Source organism: Shewanella psychrophila, from assembly GCF_002005305.1.
Classification (GTDB): domain Bacteria; phylum Pseudomonadota; class Gammaproteobacteria; order Enterobacterales; family Shewanellaceae; genus Shewanella; species Shewanella psychrophila.
The window spans coordinates 4,141,539-4,158,823 of the sequence record NZ_CP014782.1 but is presented as its reverse complement, the minus strand read 5'-3'; the positions used below and the strand labels follow the sequence as shown (position 1 = coordinate 4,158,823).

At 44.5% G+C, this 17,285-nt stretch carries 14 protein-coding genes; all 14 read right to left on the bottom strand.

Translation table 11 applies throughout. The features are described from left to right. Window positions 1–77: 77 nt before the first annotated feature. Window positions 78–1,613, bottom strand: a complete 1,536-nt coding sequence (locus sps_RS17885; RefSeq protein ID WP_077753755.1) for a lipopolysaccharide biosynthesis protein — start codon at window positions 1,611–1,613, stop codon at window positions 78–80. Next, the gene (locus sps_RS17880) at window positions 1,592–2,785 is read right to left on the bottom strand and encodes a glycosyltransferase family 4 protein (RefSeq protein ID WP_077753754.1); all 1,194 of its coding nucleotides are present in this window, start codon (window positions 2,783–2,785) and stop codon (window positions 1,592–1,594) included. Before sps_RS17880 ends, sps_RS17885 begins: the two co-directional genes overlap by 22 nt. Beyond that, on the bottom strand, window positions 2,782–3,189 hold the full coding sequence (locus sps_RS17875; RefSeq protein WP_077753753.1) for a hypothetical protein: 408 nt from the start codon (window positions 3,187–3,189) through the stop codon (window positions 2,782–2,784). Before sps_RS17875 ends, sps_RS17880 begins: the two co-directional genes overlap by 4 nt. Beyond that, a complete protein-coding gene (locus sps_RS17870; RefSeq protein WP_077753752.1) occupies window positions 3,161–4,516 on the bottom strand; it encodes an O-antigen ligase family protein in 1,356 nt (451 codons plus the stop codon). The genes sps_RS17875 and sps_RS17870 overlap by 29 nt, the downstream gene beginning before the upstream one ends. A 96-nt stretch (window positions 4,517–4,612) precedes the next feature. Beyond that, window positions 4,613–5,686: a polysaccharide biosynthesis/export family protein gene (locus tag sps_RS17865; RefSeq protein WP_077753751.1), complete on the bottom strand. Its 1,074-nt coding sequence runs from the start codon at window positions 5,684–5,686 to the stop codon at window positions 4,613–4,615. After that, window positions 5,679–7,676 (bottom strand): exopolysaccharide transport family protein, encoded by a 1,998-nt coding sequence (locus sps_RS17860; protein ID WP_077753750.1) that lies wholly within the window; start codon window positions 7,674–7,676, stop codon window positions 5,679–5,681. The genes sps_RS17865 and sps_RS17860 overlap by 8 nt, the downstream gene beginning before the upstream one ends. Next, window positions 7,660–8,802 carry an alkaline phosphatase family protein gene (locus sps_RS17855; protein ID WP_077753749.1) on the bottom strand — a complete coding sequence of 381 codons (1,143 nt, stop codon included), beginning with the start codon at window positions 8,800–8,802 and terminating at the stop codon, window positions 7,660–7,662. The genes sps_RS17860 and sps_RS17855 overlap by 17 nt, the downstream gene beginning before the upstream one ends. Next, a complete protein-coding gene (locus tag sps_RS17850; RefSeq protein WP_077753748.1) occupies window positions 8,795–10,015 on the bottom strand; it encodes a glycosyltransferase in 1,221 nt (406 codons plus the stop codon). The genes sps_RS17855 and sps_RS17850 overlap by 8 nt, the downstream gene beginning before the upstream one ends. Before the next feature lie 56 nt (window positions 10,016–10,071). Next, a complete protein-coding gene (locus sps_RS17845) occupies window positions 10,072–11,223 on the bottom strand; it encodes a glycosyltransferase family 4 protein (protein ID WP_237157872.1) in 1,152 nt (383 codons plus the stop codon). Window positions 11,224–11,291: 68 nt separating this feature from the next. After that, window positions 11,292–12,554: a glycosyltransferase family 4 protein gene (locus sps_RS17840; protein WP_237157871.1), complete on the bottom strand. Its 1,263-nt coding sequence runs from the start codon at window positions 12,552–12,554 to the stop codon at window positions 11,292–11,294. Between the two features lie 242 nt (window positions 12,555–12,796). Next, on the bottom strand, window positions 12,797–13,894 hold the full coding sequence (locus sps_RS17835) for a glycosyltransferase family 2 protein (protein WP_237157870.1): 1,098 nt from the start codon (window positions 13,892–13,894) through the stop codon (window positions 12,797–12,799). Next, window positions 13,887–14,735 (bottom strand): polysaccharide deacetylase family protein, encoded by an 849-nt coding sequence (locus tag sps_RS17830; protein WP_077753746.1) that lies wholly within the window; start codon window positions 14,733–14,735, stop codon window positions 13,887–13,889. The genes sps_RS17835 and sps_RS17830 overlap by 8 nt, the downstream gene beginning before the upstream one ends. Continuing rightward, complete coding sequence (locus tag sps_RS17825) at window positions 14,732–15,913, bottom strand: hypothetical protein (protein ID WP_077753745.1); 1,182 nt, start codon at window positions 15,911–15,913, stop codon at window positions 14,732–14,734. Before sps_RS17825 ends, sps_RS17830 begins: the two co-directional genes overlap by 4 nt. Next, a complete protein-coding gene (locus sps_RS17820; protein WP_077753744.1) occupies window positions 15,900–17,180 on the bottom strand; it encodes a glycosyltransferase family 4 protein in 1,281 nt (426 codons plus the stop codon). The genes sps_RS17825 and sps_RS17820 overlap by 14 nt, the downstream gene beginning before the upstream one ends. Between the last annotated feature and the right edge of the window lie 105 nt (window positions 17,181–17,285).

The following is a 17,285-nucleotide window of genomic DNA, read 5'->3' as shown; positions in this document are numbered from 1 at the left end:
TCCCTTCTCCAAAAAGCGTATGTTGAAAACTTACTCATCTAACTGTTTATTAAATACTAGTCAGGTATTGGCTGGATTTACAATTTAAGCTGCCGCCTGGGAACCAAAGAACTTATTATGTGTTTCAATTGATGGCGCTCACTGGTGGACAGATAAGATTTGTAGGCAAAAAGGAGTGCCGGGATCGCACTTATCACGCAGACAGCAATGATATGGAAGAGTGAGTTATAACCTTCTGTCACTTGCTCAAATAAAAGTAGTCCTGACGCGAAGGGCAAACCAACGGCAAGGCTGGCGATAACCAGTGGCTTGTAGATCTGCCAAATTGATATTTGTGTAAATTTCCTTGTCATTGGAATGCTGACGAAGATGGCTAATACAGTATTTGGAATGAGCGTGCCCAAAGCCACACCCATAATACCCAGATGCTGTATCAGTAAGCAGCTTAATATCAGGTTAGCCAGGCATTCGGTTATTCCAATCCACATCAAAGGTTTTTGGTAACCGCACATGAGTAAAATTTGATTGGTGGTATTGCGATAAATAACCAGAATTGCGATATTTAGCAATAAGATCCGTGCACACCATAGTGTTTGTTGATTATTAAGCTCGAGCCAAATCCGCAGCAGATCTTCCACAAAAAACCATGCAGGCACAATGAGCAAGACTACGATAAGACAAACAAAACGTTGACTACGGAGTAAGAGTTGTCGTAGCGCCTGTTTATCTTGTTGTGCGTTAAAGCTTGAAGACATAGGGGCTAGCACGTCATGTATTTGTGAGCAGAGTAAGCGGAAAATCTCGGCTAAACGAGTGGTTACGTGGTAGTAGGCTACTAGGCCTACACCCGCTAAGGCTGAGATGACAATTTGGTCGGTTCTGAAAACAATCAAATTACTAATGGTAATCACATAGGCGCAGAGCGAGAAGCTCATCAGCTCGACCATTTTAGTCGGACTGTATAAACGCCAGGAGAGTCGCAGTTGAGGCAAAGCACGTTTTGCGGCGATATACATGGCTATATTTGCCAAACATTGGCTGGCGATGACGATAATGGCTAGCACGCGGATATCGGCATTCATTCTCAAGGCTATCACCAACGCAATGCAATTGGCTATATCTCTGAGAACCTCGATACGATTTCTAATTTGCATACACAAAGCACCGCGTAATACCTCCATAAAGATCCCAAAAGGGAAGATGAGACCGGTACCAATACCAAAAAAAAGAAAGCATTGGGTGTAGAGAGTCTGAGTTTCCGGTTCAAACACAAAGAGTAAATGCAGAAATGGTGCACTCAGGCAGGTTAGTAGGACGATAACAAAGCCTAATAGAAAATAGGTTCCGAATAATGTGGACGCAGTGCGGTTATAGCTATCCCAATCTTGATGCTCAATTACTTCACTGGTTTTTTTTTGTAATGCGACGCCAAAACCCAGATCCAGTAGTACAGAGTAGCCAAATATGGACCAAAGTAAGGCCCAAAAGCCATAGGACTCCTTGGGTAACTGTAGAAACATCTCCCGGGTCAGGTAGATCATGACTATAAACTTGATGACTGTGGCCAGATAGTTTGAGGCTGTTAATTTTATTAACTGTTTAGAGTGAGGCATTGCGCATGCTCCTCTACGGTGTGTAGCAGAACTTGTTCCACTCTCTCTTTGACCATTTCCAGGCGAAAGTGCGTGTTGACATGGCGATAGCCGGCTTTAGTTATCTCATGATAACGGTCAGGGTCGTCGATAAGCTGTGCCATGGCATCTGCTATGGCTATGGGATCCTCTGGGTTGATCAGAATGCCCAGATTATCGTTATTAATTATTTCGGCAGGCCCGTAACGATTACTGGCGATGACTGCCACGCCATTGGCCATAGCTTCAATGATGACCAGGCCAAACGGTTCTGGCATCAAGGTTGGCATCAGTAAGACATCGTGTTGTCGATAAACATGCTTCATATCGTCTGTGGCAGGTAACATTTGTACATGCTCATCTAAATGGGCGTTATGGATCATCTGTTCGATAACCTGCTTGTAATTGTCCTCTATTGGACCAATACAGGTTAGGTTAAGCTGGTTGTTTGGATATTTAACTAACAGCAATTTAAATGCCTGTAGGCTTTGTTCAATCCCCTTGATTTGACATAGTCGTCCACAAAACAGAAAAGATGTGGGAGGTTTTTTGTTTCTTTGAGGCTCTGCGTCCAGTTGAGTACCATTGTGTATGACTTGTACATTTCTGGCGTTGAGCTGTTCTTTAATGGCTTTGCCCACCCAGTGGGAGCAAGCGATACAGGGGCCAAAATCGAACCTTCCACCAATCAGGCCCGGTAACCAAGGTTTTACTTTTCGTTTTAGGGCATTGATAAAGCCTGGGCGAATATAAGCGGCGGGCCAAAAGTCACCAATTTCATAGAGTTTCGCAATGCCGCTATGTTGGCTGGCAAGTGATGGAGCTAAAGACAGGTACTGCTGATTCCACAGATAGATAAGGTCGGGTGACACTTGATTAATATAATGCTGGCAGATCTGGTAGTTGTCAGTTTCAACTTTGACTCGTTGCCGATAACCTGGGTTGTCATAATCAATATAAGTGAGTTCCCGGTGGACGGCTCCCGTTGGCTGAGTGTTCGATTGAGCGGTAATGCCTTTATTCCCTGTGAGTACCGTTACCCGGTGCCCTTTATTGGTTAAGTATTCCACTGTATCTCTACAGGCAAGTTCATAACCGCCAATGTGGAAAGGTGGGTAGTAGTTACTGATAATCAAGATATTGAGTTTTTTCATAGTAATGACCTAATTAAATCGACAAGATGAAAGTTCTTAAACAGGTCGATCCCGAGCATTGACTTGACTTCGTATGCAACCCAGAGGGTTATTAAGCTGGCCAGGACAATAAATATTCCTTTAGAAAGAATAATGCTGCCGTTGGCGAGCAAGCCGCTGACGATAGGGACGGCGCTGGTACGCTCTCTGGCGCGAGAGTCGATCCCCCAGTAAATCACCAGGTAGAAATGGCGGAAAAACCAGAAGCTGAGCTGGAGTGAGAGCAGTTTTTGACTGGGTACGGAAACTGCTCGGTTTAATACTCTCAGAAATTCCTGACGTTGCTCTCGAGATAAACCGGCTTCGACACCGGAAGAAAGCTGCTGATAAAAATAATTAGCATCTCTTTCGCTTGGCTTGGCCATTGAGTTCTCCTGTTTGGATCATTCGGTCCATGGTTGCAATAAGTGCAAAGACCAACATCAGTTGATAAAAGTTATTGGTCTGTTTCAGAACCCACTCTAAGGTTGATTGCAGGTAGATACAGGTCAGTGAAGCAATCAATGCAATGCAGATAAAGCGGCTTTGTGAGCCTTTTAATCGAAAGTAATTTTTTATGTTTTTGGTATAGAAGAAGAGTAGAAAGCTGATAAAAATAATTAGATTTAACCAGCCCGTTTCAGCTGCAACCATTAAATAAACGGTTTCCACTAGGCCATGTTTTTCATCGGGATCATTTTCGTCGACCATGGGGATATGCGATGAATAGGAATAAGGAGGATTGATTTTATGGCCGAAGTTATTTAAGCCGACACCAAGGACTTTGTCATTGGCCATATTAAGCGCTGCTTTGGCGAGTTGAACCCTCACTATTTTTGATTCTTCCGGGGCGGATGTGATCCGTTCTAGTATGGTGTCATAGGCCTTACCTAGCACCAAAGTAGCCGCGAGAGGCAAGATGATGAGTAACAGCAAGCGGCGCTTTCTGATCTTGGGACTTTTCTGTTTGCTTAATAATGAGATGGTAAAAACCATCAGGCTATTGAGAATAAATAGGGCAAGGCCAGCTCGTGATAGGGTGGCGAGTATACAAATAGAGGACATCCCAAAGATGGTAAACCAAAACCAACTTCGACTCCCCGGGACATTGAGCAGATAGGCATGGGCCATGGCACCAAATACTGAAACGTACATCACCAGTGAGTTTTGGTGGGGAAAGGGGCCCTTACATTGGAACATGCCGAGCAAATATTTTTGTTTCATGACGGAGAAAAATATATAGATGATAATGGCGCCGATGGTGGTCATCAGCCACTGTAATTGCTGCTCATTTCTCAGGTAATTTGCAATGGTCCAGAAGTAGACGTACATGCGGCACATCTTGAGTATTTCGAAGGCGGAATAGATACCTACATCGGCATTGATGATGGATGCCAGACTAAACAGAAAATACAGCAGGTACAGGCTCGAACCCATGGGAAACCAGTCAATGGGTAATTCATGCCTGCGTTTAAGCACTAAACTCAGTAAAATATACAATGAAATATCCACCATACCGAACTCGAATCCTCTGGTGGTGCCACGGTAAGTCTCCATGGAGACAAAGTTGATATCGACCATGTCGCAGGTAAAAAATATCACCAGAAAGAACACCAGTTTTTCGCAGGTTTTAGAATGCTGGCAGCAGAGGTAACCTAGAGGCACACCTATTATCAAGGTCATGAAGAAGATGAGATACTTAAACTCAGTCATGTCTCTTCTCCTGTTTATGATGACCTTGGCTCATGCCATCGTCAGGAAAAGATGTGTTGAGGATAAACAAACTAACCTTAGTCATGTCTGCTTTCCTTAATTACGACTTTGAAAGTCGTGTACTCCGCGTTCGAGTAATAAGCCTGTCAGCATGGTTTCCAGCGTCGGCATTAACTGAGTGAGAAAAGAATTCCACGAGCCGATCATACTCTTGGGGACATAGACTAAATCGTTGGGTTGGATCAAAAAGTCACGTGTTTCTCCGTTAAGAATCTTGTCAATGTTGACTTTATAAACCAGAGGGTGCTTGATGTTTCCGCGGATCACCAGTACGTGACTGTTGGCAGAAAGAAGTAAACCCTGTGCTCTGGATACCAGACGCGCTAAGGTCATACGTTCACTGTAGCCATAATAGCTAGGCTTATTGACTTCACCCGTGATAAACACCTCTTGGCTCATAGAGGAAGCAATGTAAACGTAATCCCCGTCTACTAAAGGGACATTGTGATGCATGTTACCTTTACGAATAAGCTTGGTTAAATCAACCGGTAACAAATATTCCCCTCGCTGAATATAGGAGTGCTCTAGATCTGCTAATTCGATGGTATTGTCGTCAAAAATACCTGTGGAGAACCCGCCTGCCAGGCCAATGGCTTCGGCGGCTCTGAGTGAGCCATCGAAGTAATATACGCCCGGATGAATGACTTTACCTATGATGGTGATGGACGCACTACGCATGTCGTAGGGCATCAGAGTTACCTTAGGAAAAAGAATATAACGTTGTAATTTTCTCTCCATTAAGGCTGTGGCCTGAGGGACGGTTTTCCCCGCAACTTGTACATCACCAATGAGTTTAAAAGTCAGGCTACCATCGAGTTTGACTATCGCCTGTTTAGTATTTAAATCTGGCTCACCATAAACGAAAATATTAAATTTATCCCCAGCTGAAATTTCATAAGTACCGGGTTTCACCTGATGTAAGTTGGTTAGCTCTTGCTCTAAGCGCTGCTGGGAAATATGTGCAGGCTCGTCTAGGGTCTCCACGTCCGCAATTTTTTGTAGTACTAAAGGTAATTCGAGGGGCGGGGGGCTAGTTTTATCCAGGCTGGCGCAGCTGGATAACAAAAGAGACAGTGCAAGCAATCTAATGAACAGGATAAAATTATGCATGGTAGATGTCCTTAGGTACTTGGGTGAGTAAGATCCCTATAGGCTTAATTTTCTTCTCGCTCAAATAGTTGATTACCTGGTTGAGGCTATCTTTTCGTGTAAATAGGCTTTTTGCTATTAACAGAATGGCGGCAGGGGAGTTGTTGATCACGCTGTAAAGTTGCAAATGGCGCTGGGCAGGAAAGAGTTCCCAAATGACCACATCATAGTCCTGAGAGATTGTGTCGATAGTTACATCGAAAGTGGTTTTATCCAGATAATTTAAATAAATGTCTTGATCATAAACGAAGTAAGCATGATCGATTCTCTCGGCAATATTGAGGGGTTGCCATTGAGACTGTTTTCCGTAGATAAAGGGATTGAGTACGGCTTCATCGACGCCGTCGCTTTCTTCAACAGACTCAATATACAGCACGCGCTTTCCCTGGCGCAGGTAGAAATCAGTGAGTGCATGGGCAATGGTGGACTTGCCTTCATGTTCGTGGGTACTGCTTAAGGTGATCAGTTTACTTTGAGTTTCGCTCTCACTTCGAAGCTGCTCAAGGTTGCTAAATAAGCTCTGAAATGCACTGTAATAGTGGCACTCTTCGATACTATCTTTGTCGGGGAGAACACCTATTAAACGTTTAGGATCTAGGTCATTACGGGTTTTTACTCTTGGATCAAAAAGGACTCTGGCGATCAGTATCAGTGCGCTAACGGTAAAGCCAAACACACTAGCAGTGACGGCAATAAGCTTGCGATATGAACGTTCAGGGTATTTTGGAGGCAGCGCGTTTTCGATGATTTCAAAGTCACTGATATTCGACTCTAAAGCCAGTTTCGAGTCGGTGACTCGCCCTTCCAACGTGTTGACCAAATTGCGGTATTCAATCATTTGGTCCTGATGGCGCTGATGTTCTTGCCTTAGGGCACTTAGTCGCTTCAAACTGTCTTTGGTATTATTAATGCCTAAGCGATAACCGGCCAATGACTGATCTGAGACATAAAGGTCAAATTCATAATGGATCTTCTCCAACTCTAACTCCAGATAAAGCGGATTTTGACCATAGATTTTTGTACTGGCTTGGCTGGTCACAGAGGTGTTATCGGAATTACTCTGTAAGGTTGCTATTTTTTGTTCCATAGCCATGACCTTAGGATTTTGCGAGGTGTATTTAAGTTTGAGCAGTTGTAGGTTCTCACGTAGCCCATTGATACGGTTCAAAGCGGCACCTTCAACCATGGTTTCCAGTGGGATTTCCTTTGGAATAGTGGTGAGTTTTGAGATTGTTGCTTGCAGCTTGGCTCTTTTTTCGTCTGTAGCAACCTGGCTTTCGATGTATTTAATTTCTAATGTCTGTATTTTTTGGTAGTTCGATGCCATCTGATCCTCAAATGACAACAGGTTGTGTTTCTGCCTGAAGTTGGACTCAGCTAGCTGGGCTGCAATGAGTGATTTACGGCTGGTTGACAGCTCATTGAGGAAGTATGAATTGACCTTTTGTGCTGCAGAATTTTGTACGCTGGAATAGGATTCAAGAAAGACGGCACTGACTGTGTCCGACATCTTGACAGCCATTTCTGGTTGGTGCCAGACAGCGGCGATATTGATAATATCTGAGCGATTTCCCCGGCTGATAATGATGTTTTTGTACAAGTCTTCGGGCGTAAGGGGGAGATCCAATCGTTCGATAACCCTAAGCAGGTGATCCCTAACCAATATCGTTTGCATTATGGTGTTGAAGTCAATTTGTAGATAGAGGTAGGGGATGTCAGCTTGTGACGACATATTCTTTTGATGGCGGATGATGATGGTGTTGGCTTTCCAGCTATCTTTTATAAAATACTTAGTCAAAATTAAAGTCGTGGCACCACACAATATGGCCACCAGAAATGGTAACCATATTTTGCCTTTAACTTGCGACCAAAGCAGCTCCAGATCGATCTTAAGACCGCCCGTTTCAGTTTGATCATCCTCGAGGGAAGACAACTCAGATGCGGAGTTCATGCTCAATGATCCCGCGAATATCTGTGATACTTTTCACGTTTGCAGTGATGGGTTTATTAGCAGCGATCATGGCGTAAGAGTCTTTGTCCTCTGGGTGATAGCCATGCATGCCAGGAATGGATTTAAGTCCCATATAACAGGGGGTGATGAGCATACCCGGCTCCATCAAGAAAAAGAGTTCACCAAATCTATGATCCTCAAAATACACATGCATTTTCTTTAGTTCATCGTCTTCGACGATAGCGCCGTGGGTCTGTTGTTCGAGTACCCGACGAATGATGGCTTCCGCATCCGGCTGCATAAACCAAAAGCGCGCCATGGTAGAGTCGTACATGGCAACATAATCTTTGCCGTATTCCAGCCCAGTTGCCTGGATATCTGGGATTAGGTTGATATCTCCGGTGACATCCTTCATGCCATGATCGGAAATGATGTAGAGCGAGACTTCATCGTATCGATTCTGTGCCAGCTCATACAGAGAACGGATCTGTTGGTCTAGCCAGTTGATCTGCTTTTCAACGGCTGGATGTTTAGTGCCATGTTGATGCATGATGCCATCAAGACGGGGAAGGTAGACATAGTTAAACCGGGTCTCACCTTTTTCGATTTCTTGGCGGTTACTGGCCAGAATTTCTTGTTCACTATGACGCCAGTTCGAACAGTAATAGGGAACGTCTTGGTTGACACACCAGTCGAATATCGTATCTGTAGCCATGATGCCGCCAGGGACGAAATAGTCGCGTTTTTCCAGATAATCAAAATAGGGCAGATGGGCAAAGGGGACTGAGTACATCTCGAAATAACCTGTGTAGCCATAGACCTTGGCCATAGCCTTACTCAGCCAATGGCGCACACGGCCACGGTCGAAAATGGCACTGGGTAAATGTGCCAGGTATTTAAAGGGTTTAAATGGAGATTCCTCTGGGTTGTAATTAAAGCAAGACCAATGGGTATGTTCATCCGGAAAGCGACCCGTGAGTATAGAGGGGTCGGCTCCGGAGGAAAAACCGAAGGTAGTTTGTAGCGGGTGGGCATCTTCAATGATCCCATCAAGAAATCCGTATCTCTGGTAGATCTCCCAGCCAAATGCATCAATAAATGTAAGAATAGTGATTTTATTAGTCATTGGAATAGCTCCAGCTGTTTTTTGTATGCTCCTGATAATACCCAATCAATCGCCGTGCCAAATCTTTCCAGCTATACTTTTCCCTCACAAGATCAGCGCCTTGCTTTGATATTTTAAGTGAAAATTCTAAGTCAGATAGGGTATTTAAAATACTATTCGCAAATTGGGATGCATTGTCGGCGTAGCAAATATGTTGCTGATCGCATAATGCTAAGCCTTGTGCACCGACCCGAGTGCTGACTACTGGCCGTTCCATTGCCAATGCTTCTACGAGTTTTAGTCGTGTCCCCCCGCCTATGCGCAAAGGACAAATATAAACATCTGCCATGGCATAGTAGGGACGAATATCGGCGACCTCCCCTGTAACTACAACTTGCTTACCATTTTGCCAACTGTAAACTTCTACCGTTGGCTTAGTGCCAACGATCATCAACCGAGCGTTAGGGAGTTTTGCCAATACTTTGGGCCAAATATCCTGTATAAACCAGCGCATGCCGTCCAGATTAGGCTCGTAGTCCATGGTACCGGTAAAGACTAAGGTTGGACTGTTATTAATGGGTTTTTGTTGTGGGTAAAAATAGTCACTGTCAAATCCATTTTCTAATACCAATGGAGGCGTATCGAGTTGCTGGTGTCTCATCAGATAATCTTTGTCTTCCCTCGAACACACCACATGTAGAGGAAACTGTGTACTTAATCGCTTCTCAAAACTCCGGGTTTTAACAATATTCTCTCTTGCTGACAAACGCCTTTTCCAGCCTCGTAGGTAGGGCAGTTGTTCTAATTGGTATTCGCTATCTATCCTACTATGGTCGTTAATCAGTGGGCATTGAACGTCCATTTCCTGAAAATACTGAGTCATACAGATATCACTACAGTGCACCAAATCAAATGAATGTGATTGAACTAGCGCCTTGAGTGCGTGACAGATCTCAATATCAAACCAGTGATGTAAGGTATCGGGTACGGGGTCAAACAAGCGTTTTGACAGGGTGCGCCAAGCTTTTAATTTTATGGGTTCAGTGTGGAACTGACTAAATGGCAAGAGTGACTGTAATTCTTTGGCTCGTGAGAGCTCTTCATCACTATGGGTAAGGCTAAAAAAAACCACTTCATGTTCACAGCATACAGCTTTAAGTAAATTAAATACGCGCTGATGGGTCCCGCTGTTAAGGGGGTAGGGGATGTAAGGTGTTACAAAAAGTACCTTCATGATGATCTCCTTGCCTCGATTATTTTTGAGGGCTTGTTAAGCAGATTTGTTTGTTTTTATATATTTTTTTTTAACGTTTTGAGTAACAGTGTGGTGTGAATTCCCCAGTCGAAGGCTGTTACCCGCTGGAGACCCTGCTGGATGAGGTGTTGTTGAAATGACGGCTGTGTGAGTATCTGTCCTAGGCATTGGGCGATACTTGTTGGACTTTCTGGATCGAAACAAAGGGCCGCTTCTCCCACAACTTCCGGCATCGCTCCTCGATTAGAGCAAGTCACAGGTGTTGCGCAAGCCATCGCCTCAACGAGTGGGATCCCGAACCCTTCATAAAGCGAGGGCATCACAGTGGTCACAGCTCCGTGATAGAGGGTGGGGAGATCCTTGCTATCTACAAATCCTAGCACTTTAATTGAGTTAGCTGCTGGAGAGTCGGCAATACGTTTAAACACGACTTCTGCACCGGACCAGGCACTACCCACGAGCACCAGCGGGTGTTTGTGACGTATCTGCTGGGGCAGCTTCTCATATGCTTGGAGCAAGCCGATATGATTCTTGCCCGGATGCTCGATACGAGAGACATATAGCAGGTAACCGGGTTTGAGATTGAGGCGTTGTAATCGTTGGATGTAGTCTTTAGGTTGTTGCGTATTGAACTGACTCTTATCATAACCATTGTGTAGCACACAGATATTTTCTGCCGGGATATGAAGAAACGTTTCCATATCTTTGCGGGTATTGTCACTAACGGCGATGAGATGAGGGCGATGGGGACTCGCTCTTGGCTGCAGAAATTTAGGGATCAGATGGCGTATGTAGTGCATACGAAGAAAGCCGTACTTGTTGGCGATATGGCATTGGGACAGATCGTGAAAGGTGGCAACAGTAGGTAAGGGATAATGACTCAAGACACGACGGTTAGCTGCCGGTAAAATGAGGGCGTCATACTGGGTGGTCTTAAGTTGTTTCTTGAGCTGCCAAGGCAGCAACCAAGTGTGATAAACCATATTGATAATAGGCTTGTTTAAGTACCAGGGGAGGACCTCGAGGGTTTGCCTGGGGTGCTCGATGGGCCAGTATCTATGGTCACTGTTATTGATTATCACGGTAACATGATGCAATTTAAGTAACTCAGTCACCACATTTTGCATGTATTGAGAAATACCTGATTGCCCACAATCAAAGCCACAAGCACTAAATAGAAGACGCATATCCATCCCTCTCTTTACTATTTATATAGGGAGACTGACAAGGGTGAGTCTCCCTCCTGAGCTATTCGCTACTGACTGTAATGCCAGTTTTCTACGGTTTGATAAAATGCCTGTAAACGGGAAACGACTTGGGGCCAACAGTATTCGCTTGCTACCCTAGCTAGGCCCCGTTTGCTCAATTTTTTGGCAAACGATGGTGAGGTTAAAATTTTACTGATGTTCGCTTGCAGTGAGTCCAGGTTATCTGGATTAAAAAGTAAACCATCTTGGTTGTGTCTGATCAGATGAACTAAGCTGCCAACACGACTGGCAACGATAGGTAAACCAGCACTCCATGCTTCCAATACAACGATACCGAAAGGTTCATGAGTTGAAGCAAGTAAGAAACAGGACGATTGTTGATATAATGCCGGTAGCAACTCATGATCCGGCTCAATGCCAGGAATGATGGTGACATAGGCTTGCAGCCTATAGTGTTTAATTCTACTCAGTATTTGACTCAGGTAGCTTGACTGGATCACTGGGCCGGCCAATATCAATTGGTACTGGTTTTCTCCCTTGTCATGCAATCGATTTAGTAAGTCGACCAGCATTAGCTGATTTTTTTGACTGTCGATACGCCCGATAGATAACAGCAGATTTCGCTCCTTGGGTATACCTAGATGTTGATGAACATTTAGGCTAGATGGCGTTGAGAAATGATTTGAATTCACTCCATTGGGTAAGTAAATCACAGGCTTTTGCGGAAATTGAATTCGGGTTTTAAGGTATTCATTGTAACCAATACAGATAATGCCACTGGCATCGGAAAGTACTTTATGAGCTTGTAAAAGTAGATCGATAGCCTTACCTGCATTAAGGGTTTTTTCCAGCGGTTTTATCAGGCTGTCTATTTCGGTTTGAGGAACTGTAAATTGACCGCCATGTAAGGAGATAATGTAGGGTAACCCCCGCCGTCTAGCTGCATATCTCACCATGGCAGCCATACGTTGCATAGTGTGGCAATGATACAAGCGAAACTCACCGGTCAATAATCTCTGGCTCAGGGAAAAAGAGTAGGGGTTACCCCCTTTCTTATCCAGTTTGAGTTTCTTTTCTTTAGTTAAACCTAAGTAGGGATAGTGATAACGAAAACGCTCAATTGGGATGTTTTCTAGAAGCTCTGCCGGGACTCGATTGAGTGCTTGTGTACACAGAATATGGCTATTTATGTGGTGATGTAACTTTAAGCCTTGGCTAGTATTCCAAACCGCAGCTTCCATACCGCCCCATTCTTTCAAATGGAATCTACGCATGACTTGAGCGATAGGATATCTTTCACGATTTCTCATATAGGATCCCTGATATACCTTAATCAATGTTGCCATCTCCTCATTTTCAGGAAGTACCTGCCTCTCAGGGGAGCTGGCTAAATAGTTAATAAAGCAATATTGAGACCAAGTACATAAATCTACATTTATATAGGTAACCAACTGATTTAATTAGTATGGCTTTAATCTTGGTAAGTAAGGAGCAGGGAGGGGAGTTGCTTTGGCATAATGCAACTCACTATGGTAGTCATTAAAGATTGCAATCACTGGTATCGTGATAATACTGCTCGTTGCCCTGTGGAATCGTTTTTGATTTGCTGACGGATCCGGGTGTTACCCCAGCGGAGACCTGCATAGTATGCCCAGTGATAGACAAATAGACGGCTGGGAGTGAACAGTAGCCCTCTTAAGTCTCTAGTGATCATGTGTTGAAAACAGTCCCGTAGCAAACCTTTGGCAAAACCGGAGATAGCTGAGGTTAGTTTGTGTTTCTTATGATAGATAAATGCATCGGCTTCTCCTTCCACATAGCGCCGACCGTACACTTGTTTTAAGGTGTAATTATGAGAGTGCATCAGTAATGCTTGGGGTACATAGGCTAATTTGTATCCACTCGTTTGCGCCCAGTGTCCCCATTCGGTATCTTCCGAAGCCCAGGCATCCTGATAGAAAGGGTGTTGTTGCCAATGTTGACGGCGAATGGCAGCAAAGGGCAAAGATAGCGTGATCCAGCTGGGAGGATTGCCTGTTGCTGGAAAGCTGGTGGCATAGTCACGTTTCACCCATAGATGAGCTTCAGGGCGGGGGATTTGCCGCCCAAATGCTGCGACTATGTCGGGATCATTGAATGCGTCGAGTAAATTAGTGAGGGAGTCGTCCCTCAGTAATACGGCGTCGGAGTTCAAAAAAACCACAACCTCAGCCTGGCATTGTTCAATGGCCTGGTTAAGTACTTTACCTGGATAGTAATCACCAGGTTCAATCTCAATGAGTCGGCAATCATAGAAGCTAGCGATCTCTAGCGTTGCATCTGTCGATCCTGAGTCAACCAGAATCAGTTCATAATCTTGGAAATCTTGCGAATTGAGTGCCGCAAGTGTATTGGCAATGACCCAAGCCGAGTTTTTTGAGCGCATGATGATGGCTATTTTTTTTGTGGCCTTATCTTGACTTTGTGAGGCGGCTTCAGGCAAGGAACTCTCCTCTATGTGCTCTTGTGAACTGGATTCAGCTAAGGAGTTCTTCTCTATGCACTCCAGTGAACTTGATTCGACATGAGAAGTCTCCTTCATAGAGTCTTTTGAAATGGCCTCAGGCACAGGAAGTCTTTTCGATACAGTCTTGTGATATTGTTTAGGCATGTGAAGTCTCCTCTATGCGCTCTTGTGAGGATTGAGTGGCAGGGATTGCGTCACTTAGCCAAGCCGTCTCTTGTGTGGTTATGTAGTCGAGTATTTTGTCGAAGCATTGAAACTTGTCGCACAAGTACATGGTGATGGGGTGGATCAATAGGTTGGCATCGCGTCCCTGATCTTCACAGCTTTTCAGCTGACTTAACACCAGTTCGGTCCACTCCCGGATATAGTAACTTTCGCTGCCAAAATCATCTGACCACGAGTAACGTTTTTGCCAATTTTCGACCCAGGTAGGCGTGCGCTCAGCATGGTAGAGGTGCTCATGATCTGGAATGATATTGATAGGGTAATTGTGAACGCCGTACTTGGATTCTTGGGGACTGAAATTGTTGCGCTTTACGCCATCGGAGCAAAGTTTTATTCCTAATTGGCTCAATACTCTGTCGGTATGGGGACCGTGCATATACATATGGTTTCGCCAGCAGGTTATCCGCTTACCGGTCTTTTTTTCGATGATCTTGATGGTGCGTAGGGTATCTAAATATTGATACCAGTGTGGGCCGTTATAACTCCCACAAAACTTGTTAGATATTCGGTGCCAGATTTCAGGGGTGAAACCACTCCAGGTATGACCGCCAATTTCAACCCAGTCACTCATGCATAGCACTCGTGTATCGCTCCATTCTTCGACGAAACAGCGACCAGTAAAAAAACAAGTTAGCTTAACTTGTGCCTGTTCGATACGCCTGATAAATAGCCTTGCAGTGGCTAGCTCTGAGATATCACAATGGGCTTGATTGCCCGTTCGTAAACTGGCGTGATGAATATCTGCACTGAGGTAAATCATAAGTTGACCTCCTCTAAAGATAAGCCGAAGCCGTCCAGTAGGTTACTTAAGTTAGCATCCATAAAGTCCTGCCAGTTTTTAAGGTAGCGTCGGGTCAGGATATCGGCAGTGTTTTCTGCTTGCTTGCCTTGGCGATAAAGCACATAGGGGAAGCATAGCGGGAGTTTTTCAGTTTGAGTCAAGGCTTGGTAAGCCCAGGGAGAAGGCTCTTCGAAAATGGGATGGCCAGTGGTCATTAGTCTGTCTAAACCGCGTTTCAGCAGACATCTAAGCTGGTTGCTATTATTCCAAAAGGCATCATCAGCCGCGTATGTTAAGTAGCTTGTCCAGGTAAGGTCTGGTTTGTTAAGGCGCAGGCGTTCACAACGCAGATGGACAGGCTGTAAGCTTGTTATTATCGATTCGTTCCAAGATGCCAAGTTGATATTCTGATATCGGGCATAGCTGGGGGAGAAGCGAAAACTCATTGCCTGAAGGTAGAGCTGTTTGAATTCTGGCTCGACACTGGTTTCATTTGCCATACGCTGCTGCTTTTCTGCATAAGACCAATGGTATTTCCCCAGAGAAAACAATAGCGCATCACCATAGCCAATGATCGCTTTCATGGTGTGCTTAATGATGGTGGCGCGATAAGGTTCGGGGTCGTTTTGAGCCAACAGAAATCGATTGATAAGCAACAGAGACCCTCTGTTAATCAAGAGGTTTCTAGCATCCCAAGCTGGGATACTTGAAACCGTATGTTGGGTTAATGAGGGGACGAAATCGATATCTCCTAGTAAGGTTCGGTGACCGTGGCGCATGTCATACCAAATCACACGACAAGGTGCATTACGCATTTTCGCTTGGGTGGTAAAAGATATATCAATGCCCAATCCTGCCTGTTGGCGAATAGGCTGCAATGCTTGATTGATGGATTCTTTTAGCTGTGAGTCTGCATTTGTCTGCTTGTTAAAGATCAGTAACAGATCGAAATTATTATGTGGATAGAGCTGACCACTGACTGGGTGGGGGATTAACCCTCCTTCGCCACGACCATACCCGCCTAACAGGACTAAGGCGCAAAGCTGGCTTTTTTCCAAGTACTTCATGACGGTATCGCACACTTGTGCTAATACTTGCTGGCAAAAGGCTTCAGCTGAAGGATCTTGTAGTAATGTGACGTTGCTAATGGTTAACATGGCAGTCTCCCTCTGTCATTGAAGTTGCCGTTATTGAGTGGCTTGAACTCTTCTTCAGCACGTGATTAAACATTTGAATCAGCTGGCATAGATGAGTATCTATACTGTATTGCTCAATAATGCGCTGCTGGGCAAGCAATGCATGATTCTGAGTTGTTTTAGGGTGTGAAAGTAGCTCCCGAATCGCGCCGCTAAGTGCACAAATATTATTGCTGTTTACGAGACGACCATTTATGCCATCTTGTAACCATTCGGGTATACCACCAACGCTTGTTGCGATTACGGGGCAGGCGTGGGAGAGTGCTTCAATACCAGTTAAACAAAATGTTTCAGGGGTGCGAGATGGGATCACCAGCGCCGATACTTGTTGGTAGTATTTGGCTAATGTTTCAGTGTCACAATGGCCCTTAAACTCTACTCTGGTTCTAATTCCAAGCTTTTTACTGAGTTGCTGTAACTCTTCTTTTTGAGGACCTTCTCCGCAGATGAGTAAGTGAGTCTGCTCATCTACACTGGCTATTGCACGTAACAAGACATCGACTCCTTTTCCTCGAGATAAACTGCCAACGTAGAGCAACTGGTGCGAGTTTCTGGGCAAAGAGGGCTTGATAAATTTGGTGTTAAAGCTTGTAAAAAGCGGAATGATATGGGTCTTAGCAACCTCGAAATTATGCTGTTTTAGCACCCGTGACATATATTGAGATCCAACAATAAACCCGGCTAATTTCTGATTAGTGTTTTGCTGTGCACCCAAATTTCCCAGTCGATTGACCGTTAATTTATGTTGAGCATTTCTACCAATAAACCCCAGGCAGGTATAACAGGCTGGTCCTGTTCTGCGTTGGCAAGTGTTGAGGCCTATGGTGGTGTATTTGTGTTCCCTAAGGCAGAAAAGTTTATGGTCGTGATAAAAACGAACACTGGGAATACCACTTTGAATGCAAGTTTCTAGATCTTGTACATGATCTATCTGATGGAGGTATATGATATTGGCTGGATGATTTTTTAATTGTGATTTAAGGTCTGTGATCGGATAGGCACTATCAAATACATGGGTAAATCTAGGGTGAATGGCTCCGTCTAGCTGATATAATAGTGTCGATTTAATTCCTTTCTCTGTCAATGCCTTAACGGTATCGTGGATATAGCGTTCTGCTCCGCCGACAAAATCCGCATGTTTATTAATCCAGATAACATGTAATTCATGGGTATTTGTATTCTGCATACGACTATGCGAGTGAGTTGCTGCATAATTTGCCTTTTGCATACCAGTTATCCTTTTTCTCTTTAGGGATACTGAATTACTGCATGTAGCTTGCCAAGACATCAGATTTGAAGGAGGTGCTCGCTTGGAACCATCAGGTTAATTGGT